Source organism: Polaribacter sp. OB-PA-B3, from assembly GCF_054589375.1.
The window spans coordinates 97671-122755 of sequence record NZ_BAAIIX010000001.1 but is presented as its reverse complement, the minus strand read 5'-3'; the positions used below and the strand labels follow the sequence as shown (position 1 = coordinate 122755).

The 25085-nt window shown below is 29.5% G+C and carries 25 protein-coding genes; 15 read left to right on the top strand and 10 right to left on the bottom strand.

The window, feature by feature from the left end; translation table 11 throughout:
- The gene (locus tag ACYPV9_RS00415; protein ID WP_459741227.1) at positions 1 to 735 is read right to left on the bottom strand and encodes a LytR/AlgR family response regulator transcription factor; all 735 of its coding nucleotides are present in this window, start codon (positions 733 to 735) and stop codon (positions 1 to 3) included.
- A gap of 331 nt (positions 736 to 1066) precedes the next feature.
- On the opposite strand from ACYPV9_RS00415, the gene ACYPV9_RS00410 reads away from it, so the two are divergent.
- The 14 genes from ACYPV9_RS00410 (at position 1067) to tsaB (ending at position 12772) form a co-directional block, all read left to right on the top strand.
- Entirely contained in the window at positions 1067 to 1807 is a 741-nt protein-coding gene (locus tag ACYPV9_RS00410) for an energy transducer TonB (protein ID WP_459741226.1), read from the top strand.
- Between the two features lie 68 nt (positions 1808 to 1875).
- Complete coding sequence (deoC, locus tag ACYPV9_RS00405) at positions 1876 to 2622, top strand: deoxyribose-phosphate aldolase (RefSeq protein WP_459741225.1); 747 nt, start codon at positions 1876 to 1878, stop codon at positions 2620 to 2622.
- Between the two features lie 2 nt (positions 2623 to 2624).
- On the top strand, positions 2625 to 3206 hold the full coding sequence (locus tag ACYPV9_RS00400; protein WP_299064205.1) for an acyltransferase: 582 nt from the start codon (positions 2625 to 2627) through the stop codon (positions 3204 to 3206).
- Positions 3199 to 5271: a gliding motility protein RemB gene (locus ACYPV9_RS00395; RefSeq protein WP_459741224.1), complete on the top strand. Its 2073-nt coding sequence runs from the start codon at positions 3199 to 3201 to the stop codon at positions 5269 to 5271. The genes ACYPV9_RS00400 and ACYPV9_RS00395 overlap by 8 nt, the downstream gene beginning before the upstream one ends.
- A gap of 200 nt (positions 5272 to 5471) precedes the next feature.
- Complete coding sequence (gene cyoE, locus ACYPV9_RS00390) at positions 5472 to 6374, top strand: heme o synthase (protein ID WP_299064201.1); 903 nt, start codon at positions 5472 to 5474, stop codon at positions 6372 to 6374.
- Between the two features lie 10 nt (positions 6375 to 6384).
- On the top strand, positions 6385 to 6969 hold the full coding sequence (locus tag ACYPV9_RS00385; RefSeq protein ID WP_299064199.1) for a cytochrome c oxidase subunit 3: 585 nt from the start codon (positions 6385 to 6387) through the stop codon (positions 6967 to 6969).
- A gap of 57 nt (positions 6970 to 7026) precedes the next feature.
- Positions 7027 to 8001 carry a cytochrome c oxidase subunit 3 gene (locus ACYPV9_RS00380; protein ID WP_459741223.1) on the top strand — a complete coding sequence of 325 codons (975 nt, stop codon included), beginning with the start codon at positions 7027 to 7029 and terminating at the stop codon, positions 7999 to 8001.
- A gap of 18 nt (positions 8002 to 8019) precedes the next feature.
- A complete protein-coding gene (locus ACYPV9_RS00375; RefSeq protein WP_299064195.1) occupies positions 8020 to 8358 on the top strand; it encodes a cytochrome C oxidase subunit IV family protein in 339 nt (112 codons plus the stop codon).
- Between the two features lie 77 nt (positions 8359 to 8435).
- On the top strand, positions 8436 to 9086 hold the full coding sequence (locus ACYPV9_RS00370; protein WP_299064193.1) for a hypothetical protein: 651 nt from the start codon (positions 8436 to 8438) through the stop codon (positions 9084 to 9086).
- Positions 9087 to 9091: 5 nt separating this feature from the next.
- Positions 9092 to 9736, top strand: coding sequence for an SCO family protein (locus tag ACYPV9_RS00365; protein ID WP_459741221.1), 645 nt, complete (start codon positions 9092 to 9094; stop codon positions 9734 to 9736).
- Positions 9729 to 10268, top strand: coding sequence for a DUF420 domain-containing protein (locus ACYPV9_RS00360; RefSeq protein WP_459741220.1), 540 nt, complete (start codon positions 9729 to 9731; stop codon positions 10266 to 10268). Before ACYPV9_RS00365 ends, ACYPV9_RS00360 begins: the two co-directional genes overlap by 8 nt.
- Positions 10261 to 10482, top strand: coding sequence for a hypothetical protein (locus ACYPV9_RS00355; protein ID WP_459741219.1), 222 nt, complete (start codon positions 10261 to 10263; stop codon positions 10480 to 10482). Before ACYPV9_RS00360 ends, ACYPV9_RS00355 begins: the two co-directional genes overlap by 8 nt.
- Positions 10483 to 10671: 189 nt before the next feature.
- The gene (locus ACYPV9_RS00350) at positions 10672 to 11994 is read left to right on the top strand and encodes a TolC family protein (protein ID WP_299064186.1); all 1323 of its coding nucleotides are present in this window, start codon (positions 10672 to 10674) and stop codon (positions 11992 to 11994) included.
- A gap of 91 nt (positions 11995 to 12085) precedes the next feature.
- On the top strand, positions 12086 to 12772 hold the full coding sequence (gene tsaB / locus ACYPV9_RS00345) for a tRNA (adenosine(37)-N6)-threonylcarbamoyltransferase complex dimerization subunit type 1 TsaB (RefSeq protein ID WP_459741218.1): 687 nt from the start codon (positions 12086 to 12088) through the stop codon (positions 12770 to 12772).
- Here tsaB and ACYPV9_RS00340 read toward each other — a convergent pair.
- Genes ACYPV9_RS00340 through ACYPV9_RS00325 form a run of 4 tightly spaced genes read right to left on the bottom strand, consistent with a single transcriptional unit; the run spans position 12769 to position 14915 of the window.
- Positions 12769 to 13458: a hypothetical protein gene (locus ACYPV9_RS00340; RefSeq protein ID WP_459741217.1), complete on the bottom strand. Its 690-nt coding sequence runs from the start codon at positions 13456 to 13458 to the stop codon at positions 12769 to 12771. The genes tsaB and ACYPV9_RS00340 overlap by 4 nt on opposite strands.
- Positions 13459 to 13492: 34 nt before the next feature.
- On the bottom strand, positions 13493 to 14299 hold the full coding sequence (locus tag ACYPV9_RS00335) for a mechanosensitive ion channel family protein (protein WP_459741216.1): 807 nt from the start codon (positions 14297 to 14299) through the stop codon (positions 13493 to 13495).
- A gap of 14 nt (positions 14300 to 14313) precedes the next feature.
- Complete coding sequence (locus ACYPV9_RS00330) at positions 14314 to 14667, bottom strand: DUF1304 domain-containing protein (protein WP_459741215.1); 354 nt, start codon at positions 14665 to 14667, stop codon at positions 14314 to 14316.
- 47 nt (positions 14668 to 14714) lie between these two features.
- The gene (locus ACYPV9_RS00325; protein ID WP_299064176.1) at positions 14715 to 14915 is read right to left on the bottom strand and encodes a dodecin family protein; all 201 of its coding nucleotides are present in this window, start codon (positions 14913 to 14915) and stop codon (positions 14715 to 14717) included.
- A 162-nt stretch (positions 14916 to 15077) separates the two neighbouring features.
- Between ACYPV9_RS00325 and ACYPV9_RS00320 the strand changes: the two genes are divergently transcribed.
- Entirely contained in the window at positions 15078 to 15431 is a 354-nt protein-coding gene (locus ACYPV9_RS00320) for a toxin-antitoxin system YwqK family antitoxin (RefSeq protein WP_459741214.1), read from the top strand.
- Positions 15432 to 15820: 389 nt separating this feature from the next.
- Here the strand turns inward: ACYPV9_RS00320 and ACYPV9_RS00315 are convergent, their stop codons facing one another.
- From ACYPV9_RS00315 to ruvA, 5 genes are all read right to left on the bottom strand, one after another.
- On the bottom strand, positions 15821 to 16540 hold the full coding sequence (locus tag ACYPV9_RS00315; protein WP_459741213.1) for an energy transducer TonB: 720 nt from the start codon (positions 16538 to 16540) through the stop codon (positions 15821 to 15823).
- 69 nt (positions 16541 to 16609) lie between these two features.
- Complete coding sequence (locus tag ACYPV9_RS00310; RefSeq protein WP_459741212.1) at positions 16610 to 16888, bottom strand: VanZ family protein; 279 nt, start codon at positions 16886 to 16888, stop codon at positions 16610 to 16612.
- A gap of 58 nt (positions 16889 to 16946) precedes the next feature.
- Entirely contained in the window at positions 16947 to 17327 is a 381-nt protein-coding gene (gene gcvH / locus ACYPV9_RS00305; protein ID WP_079737897.1) for a glycine cleavage system protein GcvH, read from the bottom strand.
- 30 nt (positions 17328 to 17357) lie between these two features.
- Positions 17358 to 24473 (bottom strand): T9SS outer membrane translocon Sov/SprA, encoded by a 7116-nt coding sequence (sov, locus tag ACYPV9_RS00300; protein WP_459741211.1) that lies wholly within the window; start codon positions 24471 to 24473, stop codon positions 17358 to 17360.
- Between the two features lie 4 nt (positions 24474 to 24477).
- Positions 24478 to 25059, bottom strand: coding sequence for a Holliday junction branch migration protein RuvA (ruvA, locus tag ACYPV9_RS00295; protein WP_459741210.1), 582 nt, complete (start codon positions 25057 to 25059; stop codon positions 24478 to 24480).
- Positions 25060 to 25085: the final 26 nt, after the last annotated feature.

The following is a 25085-nucleotide window of genomic DNA, read 5'->3' as shown; positions in this document are numbered from 1 at the left end:
TTAAAATTTTTCTAAGAATTCTGTTTTTTTACTTCTAGAAACTGGTACTTTATGGTTGTTTTCTAAAACAACATAACCATCAGTTTTTAGGTATTCTTTAACTTTGCTTAAATTTATTACATAAGAATTATGAATTCTAAAAAATAAGTTTACTGGTAATAAAGCATGAATTTCTTTTATCTTCTTTGTTACTACAATTTTTTTATTTTCAGTGGTAAAAATAGTCGAGTAATTTCCGTCTGAGGCAAGAAATACAATTTCCGAAGGTTCTAAGAAAATTAATTTTCCGTCTGTGCTAAGTGTTATTTTTTTTGAAATTTGTTTATCATTAAAATTCAACAATACTTTTTCAATATTGTTAGAGTTTATAGATCTTAGATTGTATTTTTTTACTTTAGCAATAGTTTCTTCTAAATCATCTGTATCTATTGGTTTTAAAAGATAATCTATAGCTTCGTTTTTTAATGCTTTAATTGCATACTCATTGTAAGCAGTAGTTATTACAACAGCAAAATTTTTAGATGTTAGTTTATTTAAAAACTGAAACCCATCCATAGTTGGCATTTCAATATCTAAAAACAAACAATCAATCTTATTAACAGCCAAATATTTTAATGCTTCCTCTGGTTCATTAAAAGTAGCTACAATAGTTATTTCGTTCTCAAAATTAGATAATTCCCAAGATAAGCTTTGTATTGCTTTAGGTTCATCATCTATAATAACAGATTTTAACATGATAAATTTTATTCAGAAATGCTATATTATATAAATTTAATAACACTTTTACTTAATTATAGTACTTTTTGCTGTATAATTTTTAAAATTTAATAAAAAACAGACCATTTATACATTTTATTGAACCAATTATACAAGTCTAAATTTAAAAACTCTTATCTATTTGTAGGTTTGTATAGCATTTTAGGGGAATGCAACAATTTTAGTAAAATTTAAAACTAGTTAACTGTAGGGGGCTAACTAGTTTTATAAAAAGCATCACACAAGTGATGCTTTTTTTGTGGCATACTATTTGTTTTAACAAAGTCTTAACATAAAAAATTTCTTAATTATGAAAAACTTTAAAAAACTACCTAAAAAGCAATTAGAAAAATTTTCTAATATTTTTACTCAATTAGGCCTTGTACTTGTACTTTTTGTGGTTTACATTACTTTAGAACACGAAACAGAGCAAAAAACTGTTGCAAAAATTAAAGAGTACAATTCAGAAAAAGTATATGTAGAACCCAATCAGGTATTCGAGTTTGTTAAAGAAGTAAAATCGAATCCAAAACCTAAGGCTATAAAACCACAAGTTTTTATTCCAGAAGAAGTACAGAAAGTTAAAGATGATGTTGCAGAAACTGTAATAGACACATCAGAAGAAGAACCTGTTATTTTAAATGCTGATGATATTGTAGAGATTGATATTACTGATGAAGATCCCGTTATTAACGATGTACCCTTTATTAATATAGAAGATGCGCCAATTTTTAAAGGTTGTGAAGGGCTATCTAAGAAAGAAAATAAAATTTGTTTCGATAAAAAAATGAAACAATTTGTTATAAAAAATTTTGACGCAGGTTTAGGTAATGAATTAGGTTTACATTCTGGTGTTCATAAAATTCAGACACAATTTTTAATTGATGATAAAGGAAACGTTGTTGATATAAAAATTAGAGCTCCGCATAAAAGATTAGAAAAAGAAGCCAATAGATTAATAAATAAGTTGCCAAGATTTACACCCGGTAAACAAAGAAATAGACCAGTAAGAGTTAGATATAATTTGCCCATTGCATTTAGTGTAGAGTAATATTTAAGCCCAACCAAATGGTTGGGCTTTTTAGTATTGTATAGTTTAGATTTTGTTATTTTTGTAGTATGAAAATAAATCAATTTTTAGATGCTACCTATTTAAAGACTGCAGAACAAGCTGGTATAACCGAAGAAGAAAACCTTCAAAATGTTATTAGTTTGGTAGAAGAAGCAATCTTATATGAGTATAAATTGATTATGATTCGTGCCAATTACATTAAAGTGGTAAAAAGGCTTTTAAATGATGCAAAGTCTAATGTTTTAGTAGGATCGGTTATAGATTTTCCTGCTGGAAACTCATCCGTAGAAAACAAAATTTTAGAGGCAAAAGAAGCTATCAATTTAAATGCTGATGAATTAGATTTTGTTGTAAATTATAATGCGTTTAAAAACGATGAATTTTCGTTAATTGAAAATGAAATAGAAGAATGCACGTCACTTTGCCTAAAACATAATAAAAAAGCAAAATTTATTATAGAAGTTGCCGCATTATCTAGTGAAGAAATAATTGTAATTTCACAACTTATTAAAAAGGTTGTAATTAAAAATTTTGGATTAGAAAATGCAAAAAATGTATATGTAAAATCATCTACAGGTTTTTTTAAGACCGATGATAATTCTGCTAACGGTGCAACTTTAGAAACTATAAAGTTAATTTCTGATAATGCAAAACCATTAAAAGTTAAAGCCGCTGGAGGTGTTAGAAATTACGATATGGCAATAAAAATGATAGACTTAGGTGTTGATAGAATAGGAACATCTTCTTCTAAACAAATTTTAAATAAAGAACAAAACTCAAACCAAGGTTATTAATTTTGAAAGATTTTTTTGCACACGAAACAGCTGTTATAGATGCAGATTGCACAATTGGTAAAGATACCAAGATTTGGCATTTTAGCCACATAATGTCTAATTGTACTATCGGCAAAGGTTGTAATATTGGTCAGAATGTTGTGGTTTCTCCAAAAGTTATTTTGGGTAGTAATGTTAAAGTACAAAATAACGTTTCTATTTATACAGGTGTTATTTGCGAAGATGATGTTTTTTTGGGGCCTTCTATGGTTTTTACAAATGTAATAAACCCAAGAAGCGCAATAAAAAGAAAAGATGAATATAAAAATACAATTGTAAAAAAAGGTGCTAGCATAGGTGCTAACGCAACAATTGTGTGTGGTAATAATATTGGTGAATATGCTTTTGTTGGTGCCGGTGCAGTGGTTACTAAAGAGGTTTTACCATATGCATTGGTTGTTGGTAATCCTTCTAAACAAATAGGTTGGGTAAGCGAATATGGCCATAGATTAGTTTTCGATGATTACGGTTTTGCAGTTTGTAAAGAGAGTCATCAGAAATATCAATTAAAAAATAATATAGTTATACAGTTAAAAAATGATTAAAAAATTTTTCCTATTAGTTTTAATACTCCCTACATTATTTTATGCTCAATCAGAGAGATACCCTGTATTTAATGATTGTAAAGGGTCAGAAATAACATCCATAGAAAATTGTTTTTATGAAACCACAAAAAAACAGTTTTTCGCAGAATTTAAAACGCCTGCAATTGTAGAAAATGAGCAATATAAAGGTACAGCAAATGTATTATTTATTGTAACAAAAGAAGGTGACTTTGATGTTATCTACGTAAACACTCCGTACCAAGAAATAAAGAAAGAAGTTTTAAGAGTTTTTAAGGGTTTTACAAGAATTTCTCCGGCAAAATACAATAATAGAGATGTAGAAATGCAATTTGAGTTGCCAATTAAATTTCCGGTTGTTAAAAATAACCAAGAAGCTAAAGCACCAATAAAAAAGAGTTTTTTAAGTTCTAAAGAAGATTTATCGATTACGGTAGAGAAAAGTAGGTTGGCAGATTCTGTATTTCTAGAACATAATAGTTTGCTAAATATTCCTTTTACACATCAAAATTATGTTGATTATGAATTTGCTTTGCATAAAGCAAGTGGTACACATACAGCTTCTAAACCTTATGTTTACAACAAAATAAATAAATACTTAGATTTAAGTAAACAGAAAACAAAGTTTTTAAAACCAAATAAAGAGTCTTGGTTAGGTAGAAAATTGTGGAATGAGCATTTGCTGCAAGTAAAAAAGAAAGATTTTTGGTTAACATTAGATTTTTTAGTTGATGTGCAAATGGGTAAAGATAATTCTGATGTTTCTTACACATACAACAACTCTAGAATATTAACTGTAAATGGAGGTTTAGGAGATAAGTTTTCTTACTCTGCAACGGTTTATGAAAGTCAGGCAAGGTTTGCAGACTATATAAATAGTTTTATTAGTAGTAGGTCTTTACTAACAAGACCAAAAAACTCTGATGGTTTAGTACCTGGTAGAGGAAAAGCAAAAGCATTTAAAGAAGATGCTTTCGATTATCCTGTTGCAGAAGGTTATTTAGCTTTTCAGCCAAATAAATTTATGCAATTTCAATTTGGTAATGGTAGAAATTTTATTGGAGATGGTTATAGATCTTTTATATTATCTGATGTTTCTGCGCCAACAACCTACTTAAAAATGAAAGTAGATTTTTGGAAATTGCAATATACAAATGTTTGGATGTGGAATACAGAGCCTTCAATTTCATCAGCTTCTAATCCTAACGAGCATGCAAGAAAATACATTGCAGCACATTATTTAAGTTTAAATTTAACAGAGAAATTAAATATCGGATTCTTTGAAACAGCAATTTCTACAGGAGAAAATGGTTTTGATGCCGCATTTTTTAATCCGGTAATATTTTATAGATCTGTAGAATTTAATAGAGGAGAAGATTCTGGAAATGCTATTATAGGTTTAACAGGTAAATACAAGTTAAACAACAATGTTTCTTTATATTCTCAATTAATTGTTGATGAATTTTCTGTTGGAAATTTAAATGATTTAGGGAAATGGCAAAACAAATTTGCGTATCAATTAGGTGCAAAATACTTTGATGCATTTAATGTAGATGATTTATTTCTTCAGTTGGAATACAATTATGCAAGACCTTATACTTTTGCGCATAAAACACCTATTTTAAATTATGGTAACTATAGCCAACCAATGGGACATTTATGGGGAGCAAATTTTTATGAAGCAATTGCAATAGCTAGATATAAAAAAGACAGATGGTCTTTTAGTGGTAAATTAACACTTGGTAAAAAAGGATTTGATTTTGTAGATGAAGCAATTAGTTACGGTGGTAACATTTATCAATCTTACGAAGATAGATTTAGTGATGTTGGTAATGAATTGGCTCAAGGTAATACTGCAAACATTTTTATTGCAGATCTACAAGGAAATTATTTAATCAACCCGTCTAATAGATTAAGCTTATTCGCTGGTTTTACTTACAGAAAATTTTCATCAAAAGTTGCTACGCAGACATATCCAGAAGGAAATACTGTATGGTTTTCTGCTGGAATACGAGCAGATTTATTTAATTGGTATTTAGATTTTTAATTTTATATAATTTTTTGGTTTTTATAATCGAATAATGATTATATTTGCAGTGTGATTCTTCTATAGAATCACACTTTTTCTTTTTCATAGCAATTTTCCCACTCAATTCATTGAGTGGGTTTTTTATTTGGTATCAAAACTCCTAAAAGCTATGGTAGATTCATTTTTATCAAATATCTTTGCAAAATAATGGTAGTAATATGAATTCAACAGTTATTTCCGATAAGAAAACATCTATGCAAAGTATTATTTCAGACTTCAAACAACTAGCAAAAGTTGGTTTGTCTTTAAGCGTAGTGTTTTCATCTATTGCAGGATATTTGTTAGCAGTAGAAACTGTAAACTATTTTACACTTTTTCTTTTAGCATTAGGAGGCTTTTTTATGGTTGCTGCGTCAAACGCGTTTAACCAGATAATAGAAAAAGATACAGATGCTATAATGAAACGTACACAAAATAGACCTTTACCAACTGGTAGAATGTCTGTAAACGTTGCGTTAACAATTGCAATTCTATTTACAATTCTTGGTTTGGCAATTTTGTATAGTATAAACCCTAAATCTGCGTTATTTGGCGCAATTTCGATTTTCTTATATACGTGTGTTTATACGCCCTTAAAATCGGTAACACCGTTAACTGTTTTTGTAGGTGCAATTCCTGGCGCAATACCATTTATGTTAGGTTGGGTTGCTGCTACAAACAATTTTGGTATCGAAGCAGGGTTTTTATTTATGATTCAGTTTTTTTGGCAATTCCCGCACTTTTGGGCAATTGGATGGCTGCAGTTTGAAGAATATAAAAAAGCAGGATTTAACATGTTGCCAATGGGTTCTAAAGACAAAGGGGCAATCAAACAAATTATTTTCTATACTGTAATAATGATTTTGGTATCAATAGCACCGGTGCTAAAAGTCTCTGGATCATTTTACATTCACCCAATTACAGCAATAATTGTTGCTTTATTGGGAGTGATGATGCTTTTTTACGGAGTAAAATTATACAAAAGTGAAGATAATATTGACGCAAGAAAATTAATGTTATCTAGTGTATTGTACATAACAGTTGTACAAATTATATATGTGGTAGATAAATTTTTACATTAAAAGAAGAGAGATGGAAGAACAAACATTACAACAAGAACTAACCGTTGCAAGAAAAAAATCTGCAAAACCAATGTTGTGGGTTTCTATGATTAGTATGGTTATGTTTTTTGCTGGTTTAACGAGTGCTTATGTAATAAGTATGAAAAGAGATGATTGGGTAACTTTTGATTTACCTATAGCATTCTATACGAGTACAGCTTTAATTATAACAAGCAGTATTACATTATTTTTATCACAGAGATTTTTAAAACAAAATAAGAGGCAATTATCACTTATTTTTGTAGTAATAACATTAATTTTAGGAATTGCTTTTATATGGCAACAATATGAAGGTTTTAATGATTTAAAAAGTCTTGGGTTATATTTTACTGGTCCGGGAAGTACAGTTTCTACGTCATTTATAATAGGTATCACATTAATGCACGTTTTACACCTATTGGCAGGAGTTATTGTTCTTTTTGTTGTTATTTATAATCATTTTAAATATAAGTATAAACCAAATGATTTGCTGGGGTTTGAACTTGGCGCAATCTTTTGGCATTTTGTAGATATACTCTGGATTTATCTATTTTTCTTTTTCTATTTTATTAGGTGATGAAAAATGATTAATTTTGCGAAACTATTTTTAACATTCAATTAATAGATTACATTTATGGAAGCAAATATTGCTGTACCAACTGACAAAAAAGAAACCTGGAGCGGTGGTGGTGTAAAACCATTTGGCGCTAGTTATGGTAAAATGATGATGTGGTTTTTCATCTTATCAGATGCATTAACATTTTCAGGGTTTTTAGCTGCTTATGGTTTAACTCGTTTTAAATTTATCGACTCTTGGCCAATAGCAGATGAGGTTTTTACTCACGTACCTTTTGTGCACGGTGAATTCCCAATGATTTACGTTGCAATTATGACGTTTATCTTAATATTTTCATCTGTAACAATGGTATTGGCAGTAGATGCAGGTCATCAAATGAAAAAGAATAAAGTAGCATGGTATATGTTTGCTACAATTATTGGAGGTATAATCTTTGTTGGGTCACAGGCCTGGGAATGGAATACTTTTATCAAAGGTTCTTATGGTGCTGTAAAAACAACAGACGGTAAAGTTTTACAATTTGTAAAAGATGGTAAACAAATTGCTTTAGCAGATTTTGTTACTGGAGAAAGAACAGACGAGAGAGTAGAGCACACTAGAAAAAATGGTTTATGGTTTCAAAGCGAAGAAACAATTGCAACCTATTCTGTTGCACAAGTTTTAGCAGCTTACAATGCTAACCCAGACATTCAAGTTAGAACAGAGTTAATAGACAACAAGAAAAAAACAATATTATCTAGAGAAGAAGGTTCTTTACAACTTGCCAAAACTAAAATGGTTGTTGAAGGTGCAAACTTAAAAGCAAATGAGTATGGTAATACAATTTTTGCAGATTTCTTCTTTTTTATAACAGGTTTTCATGGTTTTCACGTATTATCTGGTATAGTTATTAATATGATTATCTTTTTTAATGTAATCTTAGGAACTTATGAGAAGAGAGGACATTATGAAATGGTAGAAAAAGTTGGTTTATATTGGCACTTTGTAGATTTAGTTTGGGTATTTGTTTTTACCTTTTTCTACTTAGTTTAATAAATAAAATAGATACAAATGGCACACGCACACGAATCAAACACAAAAAGAATATGGATCGTTTTTGGTATTCTTTCTGTAATAACATTAGTAGAGGTTTATTTAGGTATTATTAAACCAGACTCTTTACACTTACACGGACCGGGAACTAGTTGGTTAAATTGGATTTTTATTATCTTAACTTTAGCTAAAGCATATGGTATTGCATGGGTTTTTATGCATTTAGAAGGCGAAAAGAAATGGTTTAGAAGATCAATTGTTTGGTCTGCAGTTTTTTTAATATGCTATTTAGTTACCTTACTCTTAATAGAAGGAGGTTATTTATTCGATACATTATCACCACTTGTAAAATGGTAATATAAAAAAGGTGGTTTTATAACCACCTTTTTTTATACCCAAAATTTAAGAGATAACATTTTTTAAAAGGATTAATTATGAAGTTATTTACAAAAAAAAGAGTCGTACTATTTTTATTATTTATATTTCCTTTAATCTGTTTTTTATTGCTGTCTACTGGGCAAAATAACTTCACAAAATTACCAATTGTTACTCAGAATGTTTTAGACATTTCTACGATTGATGAAACGAATACTGTAAAATTATACGATAAAGTTTCTATAATTTGCTTTTTGGGTAACGATATCGATAAAAATAAATCGCGTCTTTTTAATTTGAATCAAAAAATTTATAAAGAATTTATAGATAACAAAAAATTTCAAATAATAGCATTATATCCTTCAGGTAAAGAATTACAAGCAAATAATTTAAAAAAGCAATTAGGAGCTTTTACTGACATGAAAAAATGGAATTTTATTGCTGCATCCGAAGAAAATATTTTAAAGTTTTATAAGAGCTTCGAAACTAATGAAAAATTAGTAAACCTAGGAAGTGCAAAAGCTTATCTGGTAGATAAAGGTGTAAATCTTAGAGGTAGATTAGATGAAAAGGAAGTTTTATTTGGATATAATATGAATTCTGTTGCAGAGTTAAAAGATAAGTTAAAAGATGATGTAAATGTATTGTATTATGAATACTACGCAGCTTTTAAAGAAAGAAACGAAAATAAGGCAGAAAGAAAAATTTAAGTAATATGAACAAAAAATATTCTTTTATTGGTATTGCGTTTATTATTTTATTATTTGGTATTTATACCGTTCCCAAAGTTGTAGACAGGTTTAAAAACACTGATTTGGTTAAGTTTAATAAAGTACCAAATTTTGAGTTTACAAATCAAGAAGGCAAAACAATTACCAATAAAAACTTTAAAGGAAAAGTACATGTAGTAGAGTTTTTCTTTTCCACTTGTCCTACTATTTGTCCGATAATGAACCAGAAAATGTTAACGATTCAAGACGAATTTTTTGGAAATCCTAACTTCGGAATAGCTTCAATATCAATTACACCTGATATTGATACACCAGAAGTTTTAAAAGAATATGCAAAATTAAACGGAATAACACATAAAAATTGGCATCTATTAACAGGTAAAAATGACGATGTAGTTTATGCTCTTTCTAACAAAGGATTTAAATTATATGCAGGAAAAGGAGATGAAGAGCATGGTGGTTTTGAGCATTCTGGTTTATTTGCTTTAGTAGATAAAGATGGATACATTCGATCTAGAAAAGATGAATACGGTAATCCTATTATGTATTACAGAGCTATAGAAGAGCAAACTTTTCCAGATCAGATTAAAGAACTGAAAGAAGACATTAAAATTTTATTAAATGAATAATTTAGCACAAGAAAAAAAATATAAAAAAATTATTACGGCTTTATCTATAGTAATACCTATTGCTGTAGCTGCATTATTTGGTATCAACTTAAGAGAATTAGGTTTTGATGTTGAGCCTTTAAAGTTTTTACCTCCTATTTATGCAACCATAAATGGTATTACGGCAGTTCTTTTAATTGCAGCAGTAGTTGCAATTAAAAAAGGAAATAAAAAGTTACATGAACAATTAAATAGTTTAGCAATTGCATGCTCTCTTTTATTTTTACTGATGTACATTGCTTACCACATGACATCTGATTCTACAGCTTTTGGAGGTCAAGGAACGATCAAATATGTGTATTATTTTATACTGTTTACTCATATTGTGTTATCTATTATCGTAATTCCTTTTGTGTTGATAACATACATGAAAGCAAAATTGGGTAAATTTCCTGAGCATAAAAAAGTTGCAAAAAAAACCTTTCCTATTTGGCTTTATGTTGCGGTTACAGGTGTTATAGTATATCTAATGATTTCTCCTTATTATGTATAAAAACAAAATAGTTTTATTCTTAGTAATTATTTTATTTACTGCTTTTAATAGTTATTCTCAGTGCGCTATGTGTAAAGCAGTTGTAGAGAACGGAGATATTTCTATGGCAGAAGGTGTAAATAATGGAATTACATATTTGATGATTTTTCCTTACTTATTAATTGGAGTTTTATTTTACACACTTTATAGATATAAAAAGAAGGCCAAAAATTAACAAATAAATAAGAGAGATTTACTGTAACATATTTTAATTTTAGTCGTCTTATTAAAACAAACAAAAAATAAGTTTTATTTATTAGTTAAATTCTAGTCTGTTCACCTTGCTGGTTTTTAGTAGATTAAGTTATTTTTGTTTTAATTATTGAAAACTAAATCAATCAACGCAAAATTAAAATTAGAGATTTTGAAAACCAAACTTATTTTATTTGTAGCATTATGTACTTCTATTGCTACTTTTTCACAGAAACAATGGACTTTAAAACAAGCTGTAGATCAGGCTTTAGCAAAAAACATTTCTATACAACAGAATAAGTTAAGTGTAGAACTGGCAAAAAAAGATGTAGAAATTGCAAAAGGTAATTTTTTACCAAATTTAAATGGTAGTTCTTCTGGTAGATTTGGTTTCGGTTCTTTCATTGATAATATTAGTAATGCTAGAATTTCTACAGATAACTTTAATGCCTCTTTTGATTTAAGTTCTAATGCAACCTTATTTAATGGTTTTAGAAATACAAATACTTATAAACAAGCCCAACTTGGTGTCGAGTCGAGTCTGTTAGACTTAAAACAAATAGAAAATGATATTTCTTTAAGAGTTGTAAATACGTTTTTAAATGTATTATTTGCTAAAGAAAACTTAGCAGTAGCAAAAGTACAAGCAGAAATTAGTAAAAAACAAATTGATGCTGCAAAAGCGAGATTTGACGCAGGTGTAATTGCCAAAGGAGAACTTCTAAACTTCCAGTCTACAGCAGCCAACGATTTGCAAAATGTAATCTTGCAAGAAAATGCATTAGATTTGGCATTATTAAATTTAGCGCAATTATTGCAAGAACCTGTAGATAATTTTGATGTTGCACCAATAGAAGTTGCATCACCATCATCAGAATTATTATATGCAAACTCATCATCAGTATTTCAAAAGTCTTTAAACTATATGCCAGAGATTAAAAGAGCCAAATTGGCAATTGAAAATGCCAATTTTAATATTGAAATAACAAAAGGAGCTTTTTTACCTACAGTTACTGCTTTTGCAGGTATGGGAACAGGTTACAGTCATAGGTTTAATGAAATTTTTACGAATGATTATTTTTTCAAACAATTAAATGATAATTTAGGTTATAATGTTGGTGTATCTTTAAACATCCCTATTTTTAATAGATTTCAAACTAAAAATAGATTAGCACAATCTAAAATTAATAAAGAAATCTCAGAAACAAGATTAGAGAGTCAAAAGTTGGCTTTAAAACAGACAATAGAACAAGCTTTTTTAGATGTAAAATCTAGTTTAAAAGCATTTGAAGCTGCAAAAATTTCTTTAGAAGCACAAAAAGAAGCTTTTAAAAATGCACAAGAAAGATACAATTATGGTGCTATGACTTTATTTGATTTTGATTTGGTAAGAACAAGATTGGTAAATGCTGAAGGTGCTATGATTCGTTCTAAATACGATTATGTATTTAAAACAAAAGTATTGCAATTCTATTCAGGTGAATTAGTTTTCTAAGGTCCCCCATAATTATATTTTAAACCTCACTAGTTTTATAACTTGTGAGGTTTTCTTTTTTTGAAATACTATCTTTGTAAAAAAATAGACATTGGCAATTATATTAAACATAGAAACATCAACTAAAAACTGCTCTGTAAACGTAGCAGAAAACGGAGTTGTATTGGCTATTAAAGAACTTAATAACGGCAATTATTCACATGCCGAAGTGTTGCATCCATTTATAGAAGAAGTATTAGAACAAGCAGCTATTTCCAAACCTCAAATCAACGCAATCGCGGTTAGTAAAGGTCCTGGTTCTTATACAGGATTAAGAATTGGCGTTTCTGCGGCTAAAGGGCTTTGTTTTGCTTTAAATTGCCCTTTAATATCTATTGACACCTTAACAGCATTAACTTACGCGATATCTATAGAAGAAGGCTTTATAGTACCAATGTTAGACGCTAGAAGAATGGAAGTATATGCAGCTATTTTTAATTCAGATAATATAAAAATAAGAGATACAAAGGCAGAAATTATAGAGGATAGTTCTTTTCTAGAAGAATTAGAAAAGTCTAAAGTTTATTTTTTAGGTGATGGATCTAAGAAGTGCAAACAAATTATTACTCATAAAAATGCTGTTTTCGTAGATGATAAGTTTCCTTCTTCTAAAGAAATGGCTCTATTGTCTTATTTAAAGTATAAAAAAAACGACATCGAAGATGTCGCTTATTTTGAACCTTTTTATTTAAAAGATTTTATTGCTATTCCAGAAAAAAAGAAAAAACCTACTTTTTAGATTGTATTTGAATACATAATAATCTTTTTTAAATCTTCTGTTTTCTTGATATTTAATTTATTAGATTTTACAAATTTTTTAACTTTTGCAGAGTTTGAACCAAATAACGGGTAAAAGCTTTTCTTTTTAGTCGAAATTTCTACAATTGAGTTATTTGAAATTAAGTAGAAAACATCATCTTTTCTTTTAAAGTTTGCTGGTTTACTGCTTACGTAACTTGATTGAGCGGGTTTAGCTTCTATATATTTTATAATTTCTCTGCTCAGTAATTTATTTTTACCATCGTTATGCACTACAAAATACCTTAGCTTACCATTATAGTTAAAGATAGTGTAAGTTTTATTTAAGTCTGTAAAAAAAACTTTTCTACCTTCTTGTTTATTTAAAAATAGAATTTGTCCATTTTTTGAAAACTCCATTTCATCTTTATAAATGTTATATTTCATTGGAACAGTTCCTTCCATTTTATCTATTTTACTAGTTAAGTAGTTATTAGATAAGTACATTTTATGGGAGATTTTCTTAAATTCCTTTAAATTTTCTTTATTTTTTTCCACAAAGGAAGGAGTGCCTGGAGTCATAAATAAAGTATTATATGTATTCCCACCACCAGTGCTAATAGATTGACCGATTGTTGCTAAGGTTATAAATGACACTAAAATTGTTGTAAAAATCTTTGTTTTCATAATTTATATATTTTATTTAAATTCTTGGCAAAAATTATGCCATCTTCTGAATTTCCACTTGATGTGGATATGGTATCTCAATTCCGGCGTTGTCTAATGCTATTTTTGTGTTTTCAGTAACATCAAAATATACAGTCCAGTAATCTTCAGTATTACACCATGGTCTTACAGCAAAATTAACTGAACTATCTGCTAATTCTAACACTGTAACACTTGGTTTAGGCTCTTTTAATACTTTTGGATGAGAAGTTAAAACATTCATTAAAACATCTTTTGTTTGCTTTATATCTGCATCATAAGAAACTCCAAACACTAAATCAACCCTTCTTGTACCTTCTGTAGTAAAATTTATTATGTTTCCATTAGAAAGTGCACCATTAGGTATTATTATTTCTCTATTAGAAAGACCGGTTAACTTAGTTGTAAAAATTTCAATTTCTTTAACTACACCAGTTTCTCCTTGAGCTTGTATCAAATCTCCAACTTTCATTGGTTTGAAAATCATTATTAGCACACCTCCAGCAAAATTAGCTAAAGATCCCTGAAGAGCTAATCCTACAGCTAAACCTGCAGCAGCTATAATTGCAGCAAAAGAAGCAGTTTCTACACCTAATTTTGCAATTACAGTAATAAATAATAATATTTTTAAAACCCAATTAATTAGGTTTCCTAAAAATTTTTCGAGTGTAACATCTACATTTCTTTTCTTTAGGATTTTTGTAGTTGTATTAATAATTATTTTAATAAAAATTAATCCAATAACCAACATGGCTAATGCCATCAAAACTTTGGGTGTATATTCTACCAATACTTCCTTTAAGTTTTCAATATATTCTTCCATATAATTTATTTAAATTAGAAAAACAAAGTTAGTAATAATGTAAGTATTGCTGGTATTGATTGAATGTAAAAAATTTTTATTTTGTTTGTTGAATAGCTTCCGTAAATACCCGCTATGACAACAAAAATTAGAAAAAGTAAAATACAACTTTGTTTATCATAAAATATTGACCACATTAATCCTACGGAAATAAATAAATTATACAATCCTTGGTTAGCTGCTAAAATCTTTGTTTCATCTGCAAATTCTTTACTTTTTAAATTAAAAGCTTTAATTCCTTTTTTCTTGGTCCATAAGAACATTTCTAAATACCATATATATGCATGTATTAAAGCTACAATAATTGTAAAAATTATTTTAAGATTCATGATTCGTTATATTAAAAAAGGCGATTTTTTAGAATCGCCTCTTTATATTAATTTACTTCGAATGTAATTTTTAAATTGACTCTAAATTCAGTCACTTCATCATCTTTAACAACTGCACTTTGCGATTGAACAAAAACTGATTTAATGTTTTTTACAGATTTAGAAGCTTGTTTTACTGCTTTTTTTGTTGCTTCTTCCCAACTTTTGTCTGAATTAGCTAAAACTTCTATTACTTTCATTACTGCCATGTTATGTAATTATTTAAGGTTAATATTATGTAAATATAAGTAAATCAGTAGATTATTGTATTAAAAACTTCTAATGTTAATTTAATGTTATGTAAATGTTTGTAAAATGTTATAAATGTATTATATTTGTAAAGCAAGTGTTAACCCTCAAAATATAAAACCATGAAAAAAATTTTAACAATAGCATTTTTATGCATCGCAGCAATAGGATACTCACAAGATATTAAACCTACTTATCAAGCTGAAGGTGCTTTAGTTAAAGCAACTTATTATCATGAGGATGGTTCTATTAGCACAGAAGGTTATTTTAAAGATAAAAAATTAACAGGAATCTGGACACGTTTTGATAAAGAAGGAAATAAAGTTCAAATGGCTTTTTATAAAGATGGTAAAAAAACTGGAAAATGGTTTTTCTGGAATAATGCAGGTTCTTTACAAGAAGTAACTTACAATAATAATACTATAGAAAGTGTTAATTTATGGAAAGCTGAATCTAAAGTAGCAACCAATAAATAAAGTATATATTTAAAATTTATACAAGCCTAAAGTTTTACTTTAGGTTTTTTTTGTTCTTAATTATACCTAAATCTAAGTTTTTGATTGCCCATAAATTAATTTATTATTACTAAGTTATTTTCAATAACAATAGTACAGGGTTAGTAATTAAGAAAGTTAAACTCATGTAAGCATTGTTAAATTTATGTAATACTAGTTTAAATTTATACACCTATTTCTTTTTGATAAAATTTTTTACGTTAGTCATTTATGAATTATTATAAGTGTTATTTTAACGATAATAGACCTGTTAATTACTAAGTGCTATTTAATTGTAGTCATATGTTTAAACCGAAAAAAACGCTTAAAACTAAGTTCTAAGCGTTTTTTTTGATATTTTATATCTTATATTATTCTACTAATAAAGAGAAAGGAATGTTATAACTAACACCTACTGGCTTACCTCTTTGTTTACCAGGCTTCATTTTAGGTAATAACTTCATTACCTTAATAACCTCAGCTTTAATTTTTGGGTGTGGTGCTCTTGCTTGTACATTAACAATGTTACCTTGTCTATCAATTTTAAAGCCAATAAATACTCTTTTCTTACCAGGAGAAAGACCTAACTCGTTAGGTAAATCTGCATCAAATTTTCTAGAAAAGTGCTTTTGTACCATTTTACTGAAACAATCTTTTAACTCTTTCTTACTTCCTTTACATCCAGGAAAAACTGGTGAATCTTCAATAATCATAAAGTTTACATCTTCTACAACTTCTTCTGCTTCTTCAATTTCTACAATTTCTTCAACTTCTACCGCTTCAGTTTCATCTGTTTCTGTAGATTCTATAACAGTTTCTTCAACTTCCTTTTCATCTTCTACAACTTCAATTTTTTCTGGAGTTGGTGGTGGTGGAGTTTTAGGTTTTACAGGCTCTACTCTTTCAGTAATTGGAATATCTTCTTCCATGTCTGCATTCATATTAACTACACCTAAAGAACTTGTAGTCTTGTCGTATGTTTTCTTTTCGATTGCAGCATAAGTAACAAATAAGGCTAATACTAAACCAATTTGCATAAATATTTTACTGTAATTTTCTAAGTTCGATTTCGGATTTTTCTTTATTTCCATTGAATAAGAGTTTTATATAGTTCGCTAATTTAACTAAATTATTGTGTTAAATACAAGTCTTTTTATTTTTTAACCTCTTTTTTTTTTAAAAAAAATGCTAAATACTAATAAACCTAATAGTACACCTACAGAATTTGCAATAATATCTAAAAAATCGCCTGTTCTATATGAGGTTACAGTTTCTTGTAAAATTTCAATAATTATGCCAAAAGAGATACAACTAATTATAATTAAATAATTTTTATTGAACTTTTGTAATGCTAAAAGCCAAGACAATGATAAAACAGTATAAGCAATACTATGTTGCCATTTGTCTACATTGCTTATAGATACATTATACTTTGGCATTTTCATTAAGCTTAAGTACAAAATTAGCATTGCTGTTGCTATAGCAAAGAGTAATTTTTTATCCCTTAATAAGTTTTTCGTAAGCTTCAGCATCTAATAAATTATCTATTTGCGAGCTGTCTGATATTTCAATTTTTATCATCCAACCTTTATTATATGGGTCTGAGTTTACTAATTCTGGCTCATCTTCTAACTCTTCGTTAAATTCTGTTACTTCTCCTTTTAAAGGCATAAATAAATCGGAAACAGTTTTTACGGCTTCTACAGAACCAAAAACTTCTCCTTCTTCTACAGTATCGTCTAATGTATCTACATCAACATAAACGATATCTCCTAATTCACTTTGTGCGAAATCTGTAATTCCTATAGTAGCTACATTTCCTTCAATTCTAAGCCACTCGTGATCTTTTGTGTATTTTAATTCTGCTGGAATATTCATTTTAATATTATTATTGGTTGTTTATTGTTTTTAATTTCCTCCTAAATTGTAGATAATGTTAAAGCCACCATTTATTGCTTGTCGCGGGAAAGTGGTAGATACAGCATATCTAGATGTTTGATGATTGTAATAAAACGATGCCGTTAAATTTGTACTCAATCTATAATCGGCTGTAAATTTAATAGAAAATAATCTTTGTCCGCCACTTATTTGATTATTATCTTCATCTACAGATCTAATTTGTGTTAAATTATCTCTTAGAGACACATCTGCTCTTAAATTTACGTCCCCTTTAAGGGTTGTTTTTTTACCGGTAAAGCGTGTATTTACCTTTACATCTTTAAAAACATAACCTAAACCAAAGATATATTCTGTACCTTTTATGTCTGTTAAGGTACTGTTGTTAAAATTCATTGTTAATGTTCTGTCTCTTTTCACTTCACCTCTTAAAGAGAAAGAATTTCTCATTTTCATATCAACTTTAATTAAAGGAGAAAACTCATCAACCAAAGTCGCTGCAGAAATTAACAATTCTGGTTCGTAATTTCCAGAAGAATTTGTTGTACTAAAAGGATTATTAGAATCGTATTGTAGGTTGTTTGTAAAACTAGAAACCGTGTAAGAAGACTTGTAACCATGTGAAACTACAAAATTGCTAAAGTTCTTCTTAAAGAAATCTAATTTCATAAGCCCAGTATATCTCAAAGTCCAATTTGGTATCGGTATATTTCTAAACAAACTAGTATTTACTTTATCTGGGCTAGAACCCGAATATGCAGCCATAAATGCAGGTAATAAAACTTGCTGACTATTGTTACCGTATCCTGTTGCATTACCACCGTTTTCTGTTGCTAATCTTTGTGAAATTGCAGATCTGTATGATCTCATGGTCTCAAAAAGTGCATCACCATCTTTAAAAGCTGTTGCAATCATAGAATGACTTGTACTAAAGTTTCCTGTTTCAAAAGCAGGTGCACTAAAATCTAATGCTCCGTTTGTTGTACCGTTTTCGATGACATCTAATTGCTGAGATAAATCTCTTGTTTTAATTTTATTACCTCTAACATCAATATTTAAATCTTTAAAAGGCTTAACTGTAAAAGTGTAATCTAATTTATTATAATGCGTTCTGCTATAAGTCTTGTTATAATATTCGCTATTATCTGGATCTCTTGGCCCAACTAGCCAACCATTTTGTAATGCTTTATTTCTAATATCTACTTGGCTACCAAAAGCAAAAGAAGTTGGTGCACCACCTAAAAAGCCAATATCTTCTGTATAACCTGGTAAAAACTGTCCGTTATTTTCCGAATAACTTATCTTACCTTGTTTTATAGAGGTTACTACATCATAAACACCTTTTAAAATTTGTTTACCTACAGATAATTTTTTCTTAGTATTTGTTCTTCCTGGTGCAGGAGGTAGACCGTTTCCTGGTAGACCTTTAGAATTTTTTCTTTGGTTTTTTGAAAGTAATAATTTTTCGAAACCTAAACTTTTGTAGAACTTATCGAAAGTTAAAGTTGTATTTAAATTGTGTGTGTTTGCATTTTGAACAACATTACCAACTAAATCTACATAGGCAACATCCGTACCATTTACATCTATTGTACTTTGTGCTGCAGCTTGCCAATCAAAATCTGCGGTATACGCATAATCTGCTTTTACCCAACTTAAAAAAGGTAGTTTATCTATTGGTAATTGATATGTTCCGTTTAATTTTTGATGATAATGATTTGCTCTACCAGTATTAAAGAAATCATCATAAATTTGAATATTTTCATTGGTGTCAAAAGTATCGTAAATGTAACTATTGGTAGCGTTAAAATTAAACTGAAGCGATTTTGTTAAATCAAAACCAACGGTATAATCCCAATCGAATAAAAATCTACGTTGTTTTAATGCAGGTTGATCAGATAAACCAGCTACTAAATTTCTAGATTGTTGTTCTGTAAAATTTCTATTAATTCTAGAATTTACCGCTACGGTAGATGGTATTGGGTTAAAATTAAAATCTTTAATTAGCTTTAAATACTTACTTTGTAAAAAGCTTATGTTTTTAAATGGTTCTATAGATTTTGATTGAAAATTATAGTTGTAAGTGGCACCTGCAACTACGTTTTCGTTTACATATTTTTGAATATTGTAATCTCTATGAAACTCTTTATTATGAGCGTAAGAAACAGAAACATTTTCAACATCGTAAAACTTTGGTTTTTTAGTTGAATTCGGATTTCTGTTTTTCTTTACATTAATAAAACTTATGCTTGTTCTTTTAGTATAATCTCTAGAAAATTCGCTGTTAGGATTTTGTTCTAAAGCATCTTCTAAGGTTACATCTTGATACTGTGGGTCGTATTTTGGATCTATAAACTTCTCTCCGATACTATAGCTCATCGGTAATTGAATTCCCCATTTTTTAGGTGTCAAAACCTTGCCTAAATTTACAGTAGTTGCAACATCATATTGTTTGGTTTCGTCTAAACTACGTTGGTTTACTCTATCTTCTACATTACCAAAACCAATTGTAGACATGCTTCCGGCTAAAGAAACGTTGGCAACATCAGCAAAATTAGCATCTGCATTTACAACAGCAGCCCAACCACCTTTATTATCAAAACCGGCAGATCGAAGTTCATTAAACCAAACCTCTGCACTTCTAGGAGATAAAGAAATGTTTTTTAAACCTAACATTATTGTTCTTAATTGTGCTAAAGTTGGGTTTCCTTTTACACTAATAGTATAAGGTAAATCTGGATTTTGTTCTTGAGATTGATAAATTTCGTTTACCGGAAAATTAACATTATTTCTTTCTAATTTTATCTTACCAAAAGTTTCTAAAAAGGCATCTAAATTATTTGCTTCTGGCCAAATGTCTAAAGCAGATGTACCCGATTTTGTAACTTTTAAAGGTAATTCTATTTGATAGAAATTCTCATTTAAATCGGTTCCTAATCGAATTACAGCAGCTAACTCATTATCGTTAACAACAGCTTCTCGTTCTATTTCTTGTAAGTGCATAAACATTTTTAACTGTTTAAAACGTCTTAAATCTACACTTATATTTTTGTAAATAGCTCTTGTTTCTTCTGGTTCTAATCTAGTAACTTTTAAAGTAACCGATTGTTCATTTTGTAGTTGAACCGTTGTGCTACCTTGTAAACGTTCTCTTTCGATACCTGGTGGTTGTATATAACTGCCTTCGTTTTGTTCTATACTTACAACCCCAACTTCAAAATTGTTTAGTTCGTCTTGCGTTAATTCTCTGTCTGGATTTGTTGTAGCATCTAAAGTTCTAACATATCTTCTCCAATCACCTCTAACCAAATCTAATTCACCAAAACGAACAACAACTGGCATTCTAAAATTAGTTAAGAACATTCTTACAAAACGAATACTATTAAAATCAGAAATACCATTTACGGGCGTTCCACTTCTTACCGGAACTCTAAATTGATACCATTTTGTTTGTTGTGTGTTTCCGTTTTCTAAAGTAACTGTTGTTGTTTTCTCATCTACAATATAACCAACTCCTTTTCTTAAATCATTCTGATTCATAGAGATTCTATATTCATAATAACTTTCTACAGTATTCATGGTTTGATCTCTGTTGATGTCTTCTGTATCTGGATACGTTGTAGAAGATGTTGGGTAAGGTTCTGTAGATTGATTTAACGTTGGCGAATTACCTTGAGTATTGTTGTAATCTTTGTATCTAGTTATTAATGATGCATTTATTGCGTCTAAATTTGATCCTCTAAAAAATTGAAAGTTGTCTGCCGCAGGATCTGTTAAATTTGCATATTGCCCTATGCCTGGTAAATTTCGTTCTTCATCATCATTTAAGCCATCAAAACCAATATCTTGATTTGTTCTTGCATCATCTAGTTCATTAAAAGCATAAATTATCGATGGATTTCTAGGAACATCACCCCAAGTAGTTCTGTTAACATTATTGCCGTTAACTTTTAAACCATCTTCTGGCAAACCGTTTTCATACATTTTGCGGTTGTCTTTCAAAATATCTTCAGAAATATTACCAAGATTTATATACAAATCACCTACTTGATTTGCTGGATTGTTAGGGTCTATACCAGTTGGTAAACCTTCTTCGTTCGTGATAGAATAATTTTGATAAGGATCCATAATCCAGAATTGCATATACTCAACATTTGCTTGATCAAAATTATTTGTTGTTAAAGGTCGCATAATACCTCCCCATCTAGTTTCTGGGTTTGGCAATGTTACCTTATCATCTTGAATTGTTGCTGTAGGGTCATAATTATAAGAACCTCTTTCTGCCGGAAAATAAGCTAAATCTAAAGTTCTAACTAAAGAGTTTTGCGTAATATCTAATTGTACATTAGGAAACAATTCTCTATAATTAATTTGTCTTGTTTCTGCTCTAGAAAGTTCATCAGCATCTATACTAGCAGGCGTATCACCAACACCGTAAAATATTTGATCTACGCTATACCAAGCTAACTTTGCTCTTTTGTAATTATAGGATAAATCATCACTTTCTCCGTTAAAGTTAGGAAAGTATTTTGGCGTACTAGCTTCATACCAATCTAACGAAGAAAGTAAACTAATAGGTACTTGTGATGCTTCAAAATCGTCGATATATGAAGTTGCTGCACCTGTAACGTCTATTCCGCTTGGTGTGCCAGGAATCAAATAAGCCATATCTCCACGAACAGATAAATTAGAAGGAGCATCTGTATCTACAAACGGTAATTTGTTTGCCAGTTTCGTAAAATAAGGAACTTCTGTAGCATAATTAAAATTAAAACCTAACATGGTGTTGTTAATAGGTTCTGCACCAAAATTAACTTTAGGTGTTAATGGTCTTTCTTCGATATTTAAATAAGTTGCACCAACCACAAAATCTTCAGAAAATTTATGCTCTACATCGATACCAAAAAACGTTTTTCTTTGCTGATTAAATACAGCATTATTTTCTGTAGAAACGCTAATTGGTACACCAGAAGCTTGTAAACCCGGATCGATAATTTGTACTCTTCCTAAAGAATAATCTACAACATAATCGACACCTTCTACCAACTGTCTTCCGCCAGCAGAAACCCTTACAGAACCTCTAGGAACATTAAATGCGCCAATTGGTATTCCGCCAGAATTTTCTGATTTAAAATATCCCTTTAAAAAGTACTTATCTTTATTTTGAAAATTGTTTTTGATGTTTATTTTAGTGTTTAAATACAGTTCTTTAAATATAAAATTTGCATCAGAAGGGTTTGTTAATTCGTCTGCCAAATCGTTACCAAAAGGTTCTGGTTCAGGAAAAAAGATAAATCCGTTTTCAGAATTTACAGTAATCCCTTCAACATAATCGAAAAAACCATCTGGGGATCTAAATTGACTTTGATCTAATTGGTCTAGTTTTAGTACTTGTAATAAAGGTAAGTTAGAAATACCAGCTGTTGCAGCGTTTTGTAAAACATTAGAAGGTATACCTGTTTGGTCGTCTCTATATTGAATTTCGAAACGAAACCCATCTTGAGTTAACGGGAAAGCGCCTAAAGCATACACGTTTTTCATCATTAAACGCCATGTAGGAAAAGCTTCGTCTTCTCCGGTAGTTACATTCGTTCTTTTTGTTTGTAAAATTTCTGAGCGTAATAATTTTACAGCTAAATTGTTTGGTGCTTGTATACCATCGTTAGAAAATTCACCAACTTTAAAAGAGTTTTTTGTGCTTCCGCTAACATTACCCGCTACTGTATATTCATAAGCAACAGCTAAAACTTCACCATCGTTTAATCTTCTATTTAAAGAAATAAAACCTAATTGCGGATTTAATCGATACTCATTTGCATCTAATTTTCTTGCATTTTCTAAAACCGAATAATTAGTTCCGTTTTGCATGTTGTAAGGTTGCAAAGAACTATCAACAGTAGAAATATCTCTTATACCACCTGCAGGAATAATTTCCGTACCAATTCTGTTTGCTCCATTAAAAGGTAAATTATTACCAGCAACTTGTGGTTGCGTAATTGCAGGGTTTAATACAACACCGTTTTCATCAACCAAAACTTGGTTTTCAGATTCGCCAATATCTGCAAAAGCAACAATACTTCTATAATCTTCTGTACTTGCGTTTCTATTCGTTATCCAAACTTCTACTCTTGTTATATTAATTGGGCTATTAATTAATGGGTAGTTTTTAAGCGAATTTGCATAATTATCAATAAAATATTGCGATAAGAAAAAGTGCCTGTCATTATCGTAATCGGTAGTTCTTAATTCGAAAGGTTGTATTGATGCACCGCCTTCTGCAACTACAGTTTTACTTTCTGAGTTTTGCTGAGAAAAGACCGCAGTAATATTGGTGTTTCCAAACTTTAAATCGGTTTTAACACCAAATAAACTTTGTGCTCCGTTTATTAAAGAGTTTTTAATTGGCATCGAAACATTACCTGCTTCTAGACCTTGTATAATATCGTCTTCATTTGGTTCGAAACCAACTTTAACTAAATTTTGAAAATCGAAAGAAGCTTGCGTATCGTAATTTGCTGTAAATTCTAATCGAGTACCAACTTTAGCTCGAATACTTGCGTTTATTTGCTGATCAAAATCAAAAGTAAAATTGCTTCTATTTTCTTCGGATATTTGAGGGTTATCTGTGTTTTGATAAATAAAACCTAACTTTAAATTTAAGCTACCAGTTGGTGTTACTTTAACTTCTGTACCACCAAAAATGGTTTCGAAAAACTTGTTGTTAACATAATAAGTTGGTAATAAATCTTTTTGAGCTTCTTTAGATCCTTTTTTCTTACCGTTTGTCGCACTTACTTTATCTTTAAAATAAAGTAACATGTCTCTTTTTAATCGATATTGTTGGTATTCTCTTGGCGATAAATAAATGGGAGTTCTTGTGTAATAATTGCCAATTTTTTCTACAATTACATATTTGTTTAAAACCTTATCAAAAATGATTTCTTTTTTTGATAAATCATCTAAATATAAACCACCTTTTTGGGTGCTTTTAAAATCGTAGCGTAAATCTACGTTGTCTTTGTTAACTTTTGTTGAGTCTTTTTCTGTAGTATCTTGAGCATAAGTAGATAAACTTACCGTTAAGATAATTGTTATTAATAAAAACGTATTTTTAAAAATTGTACCCAATTGATTATAAACTTTTTAAGGCTAATTTTATAATTTTTTCTACAGAAGCATCTGCATGTTCTTTTAAAATTGCTGTTATTATTTTATCTGATTGTTTTCTTTGAAAGCCTAAAACTTCTAAAGCAGATAACGCTTCTTCTTTGTTTGTATTGCTTGCAGTTACAGAAACTTCGTCAATATCGAAAGTCTTTAAGATTTTATCTTTTAAATCTACAATAACCCTTTGGGCTGTTTTTGCCCCAATACCTTTTACAGATTGTATTAATTTAACATTTTCTGATGCTATTGCTTGTTGTATTTCTTCCGAAGTCATAGAAGACAACATTGTTCTAGCAATACTAGGCCCAACACCAGATACAGAAATTAAGAATTTAAATACAGCTCTTTCTGTTTTATTGATAAACCCAAAAAGTGTATGCGCATCTTCTCTTATAGAAAGATGCGTATACAACACTATATTTTCATCTGCAGGCAATGCAGTATATGTATTTAGAGAAATATGAAGCAAATAACCAACGCCATTACAATCTATTACAACTTCGGTTGGGCTTTTTTCTACGAGTCTTCCTCTAACTTGTGTAATCATAAAATTATCTTTTTCAGGCTTCTAAA

Coding starts and splice junctions, on each gene's coding strand:
- ACYPV9_RS00335 (WP_459741216.1), bottom strand. CDS start 14,299: ATGGAAGAATATATTGAAAACTTAAAGGAAGTATTGGTAGAATATACA.
- ruvA (WP_459741210.1), bottom strand. CDS start 25,059: ATGATTACACAAGTTAGAGGAAGACTCGTAGAAAAAAGCCCAACCGAA.
- ACYPV9_RS00395 (WP_459741224.1), top strand. CDS start 3,199: ATGATTAAAAAATTTTTCCTATTAGTTTTAATACTCCCTACATTATTT.
- ACYPV9_RS00330 (WP_459741215.1), bottom strand. CDS start 14,667: ATGAATCTTAAAATAATTTTTACAATTATTGTAGCTTTAATACATGCA.
- ACYPV9_RS00385 (WP_299064199.1), top strand. CDS start 6,385: ATGGAAGAACAAACATTACAACAAGAACTAACCGTTGCAAGAAAAAAA.
- ACYPV9_RS00310 (WP_459741212.1), bottom strand. CDS start 16,888: ATGCCAAAGTATAATGTATCTATAAGCAATGTAGACAAATGGCAACAT.
- ACYPV9_RS00415 (WP_459741227.1), bottom strand. CDS start 735: ATGTTAAAATCTGTTATTATAGATGATGAACCTAAAGCAATACAAAGC.
- ACYPV9_RS00375 (WP_299064195.1), top strand. CDS start 8,020: ATGGCACACGCACACGAATCAAACACAAAAAGAATATGGATCGTTTTT.
- ACYPV9_RS00365 (WP_459741221.1), top strand. CDS start 9,092: ATGAACAAAAAATATTCTTTTATTGGTATTGCGTTTATTATTTTATTA.
- ACYPV9_RS00325 (WP_299064176.1), bottom strand. CDS start 14,915: ATGGCAGTAATGAAAGTAATAGAAGTTTTAGCTAATTCAGACAAAAGT.
- ACYPV9_RS00320 (WP_459741214.1), top strand. CDS start 15,078: ATGAAAAAAATTTTAACAATAGCATTTTTATGCATCGCAGCAATAGGA.
- ACYPV9_RS00370 (WP_299064193.1), top strand. CDS start 8,436: ATGAAGTTATTTACAAAAAAAAGAGTCGTACTATTTTTATTATTTATA.
- ACYPV9_RS00355 (WP_459741219.1), top strand. CDS start 10,261: ATGTATAAAAACAAAATAGTTTTATTCTTAGTAATTATTTTATTTACT.
- ACYPV9_RS00315 (WP_459741213.1), bottom strand. CDS start 16,540: ATGGAAATAAAGAAAAATCCGAAATCGAACTTAGAAAATTACAGTAAA.
- ACYPV9_RS00380 (WP_459741223.1), top strand. CDS start 7,027: ATGGAAGCAAATATTGCTGTACCAACTGACAAAAAAGAAACCTGGAGC.
- gcvH (WP_079737897.1), bottom strand. CDS start 17,327: ATGAATATTCCAGCAGAATTAAAATACACAAAAGATCACGAGTGGCTT.
- ACYPV9_RS00340 (WP_459741217.1), bottom strand. CDS start 13,458: ATGAAAACAAAGATTTTTACAACAATTTTAGTGTCATTTATAACCTTA.
- ACYPV9_RS00410 (WP_459741226.1), top strand. CDS start 1,067: ATGAAAAACTTTAAAAAACTACCTAAAAAGCAATTAGAAAAATTTTCT.
- deoC (WP_459741225.1), top strand. CDS start 1,876: ATGAAAATAAATCAATTTTTAGATGCTACCTATTTAAAGACTGCAGAA.
- cyoE (WP_299064201.1), top strand. CDS start 5,472: ATGAATTCAACAGTTATTTCCGATAAGAAAACATCTATGCAAAGTATT.
- ACYPV9_RS00360 (WP_459741220.1), top strand. CDS start 9,729: ATGAATAATTTAGCACAAGAAAAAAAATATAAAAAAATTATTACGGCT.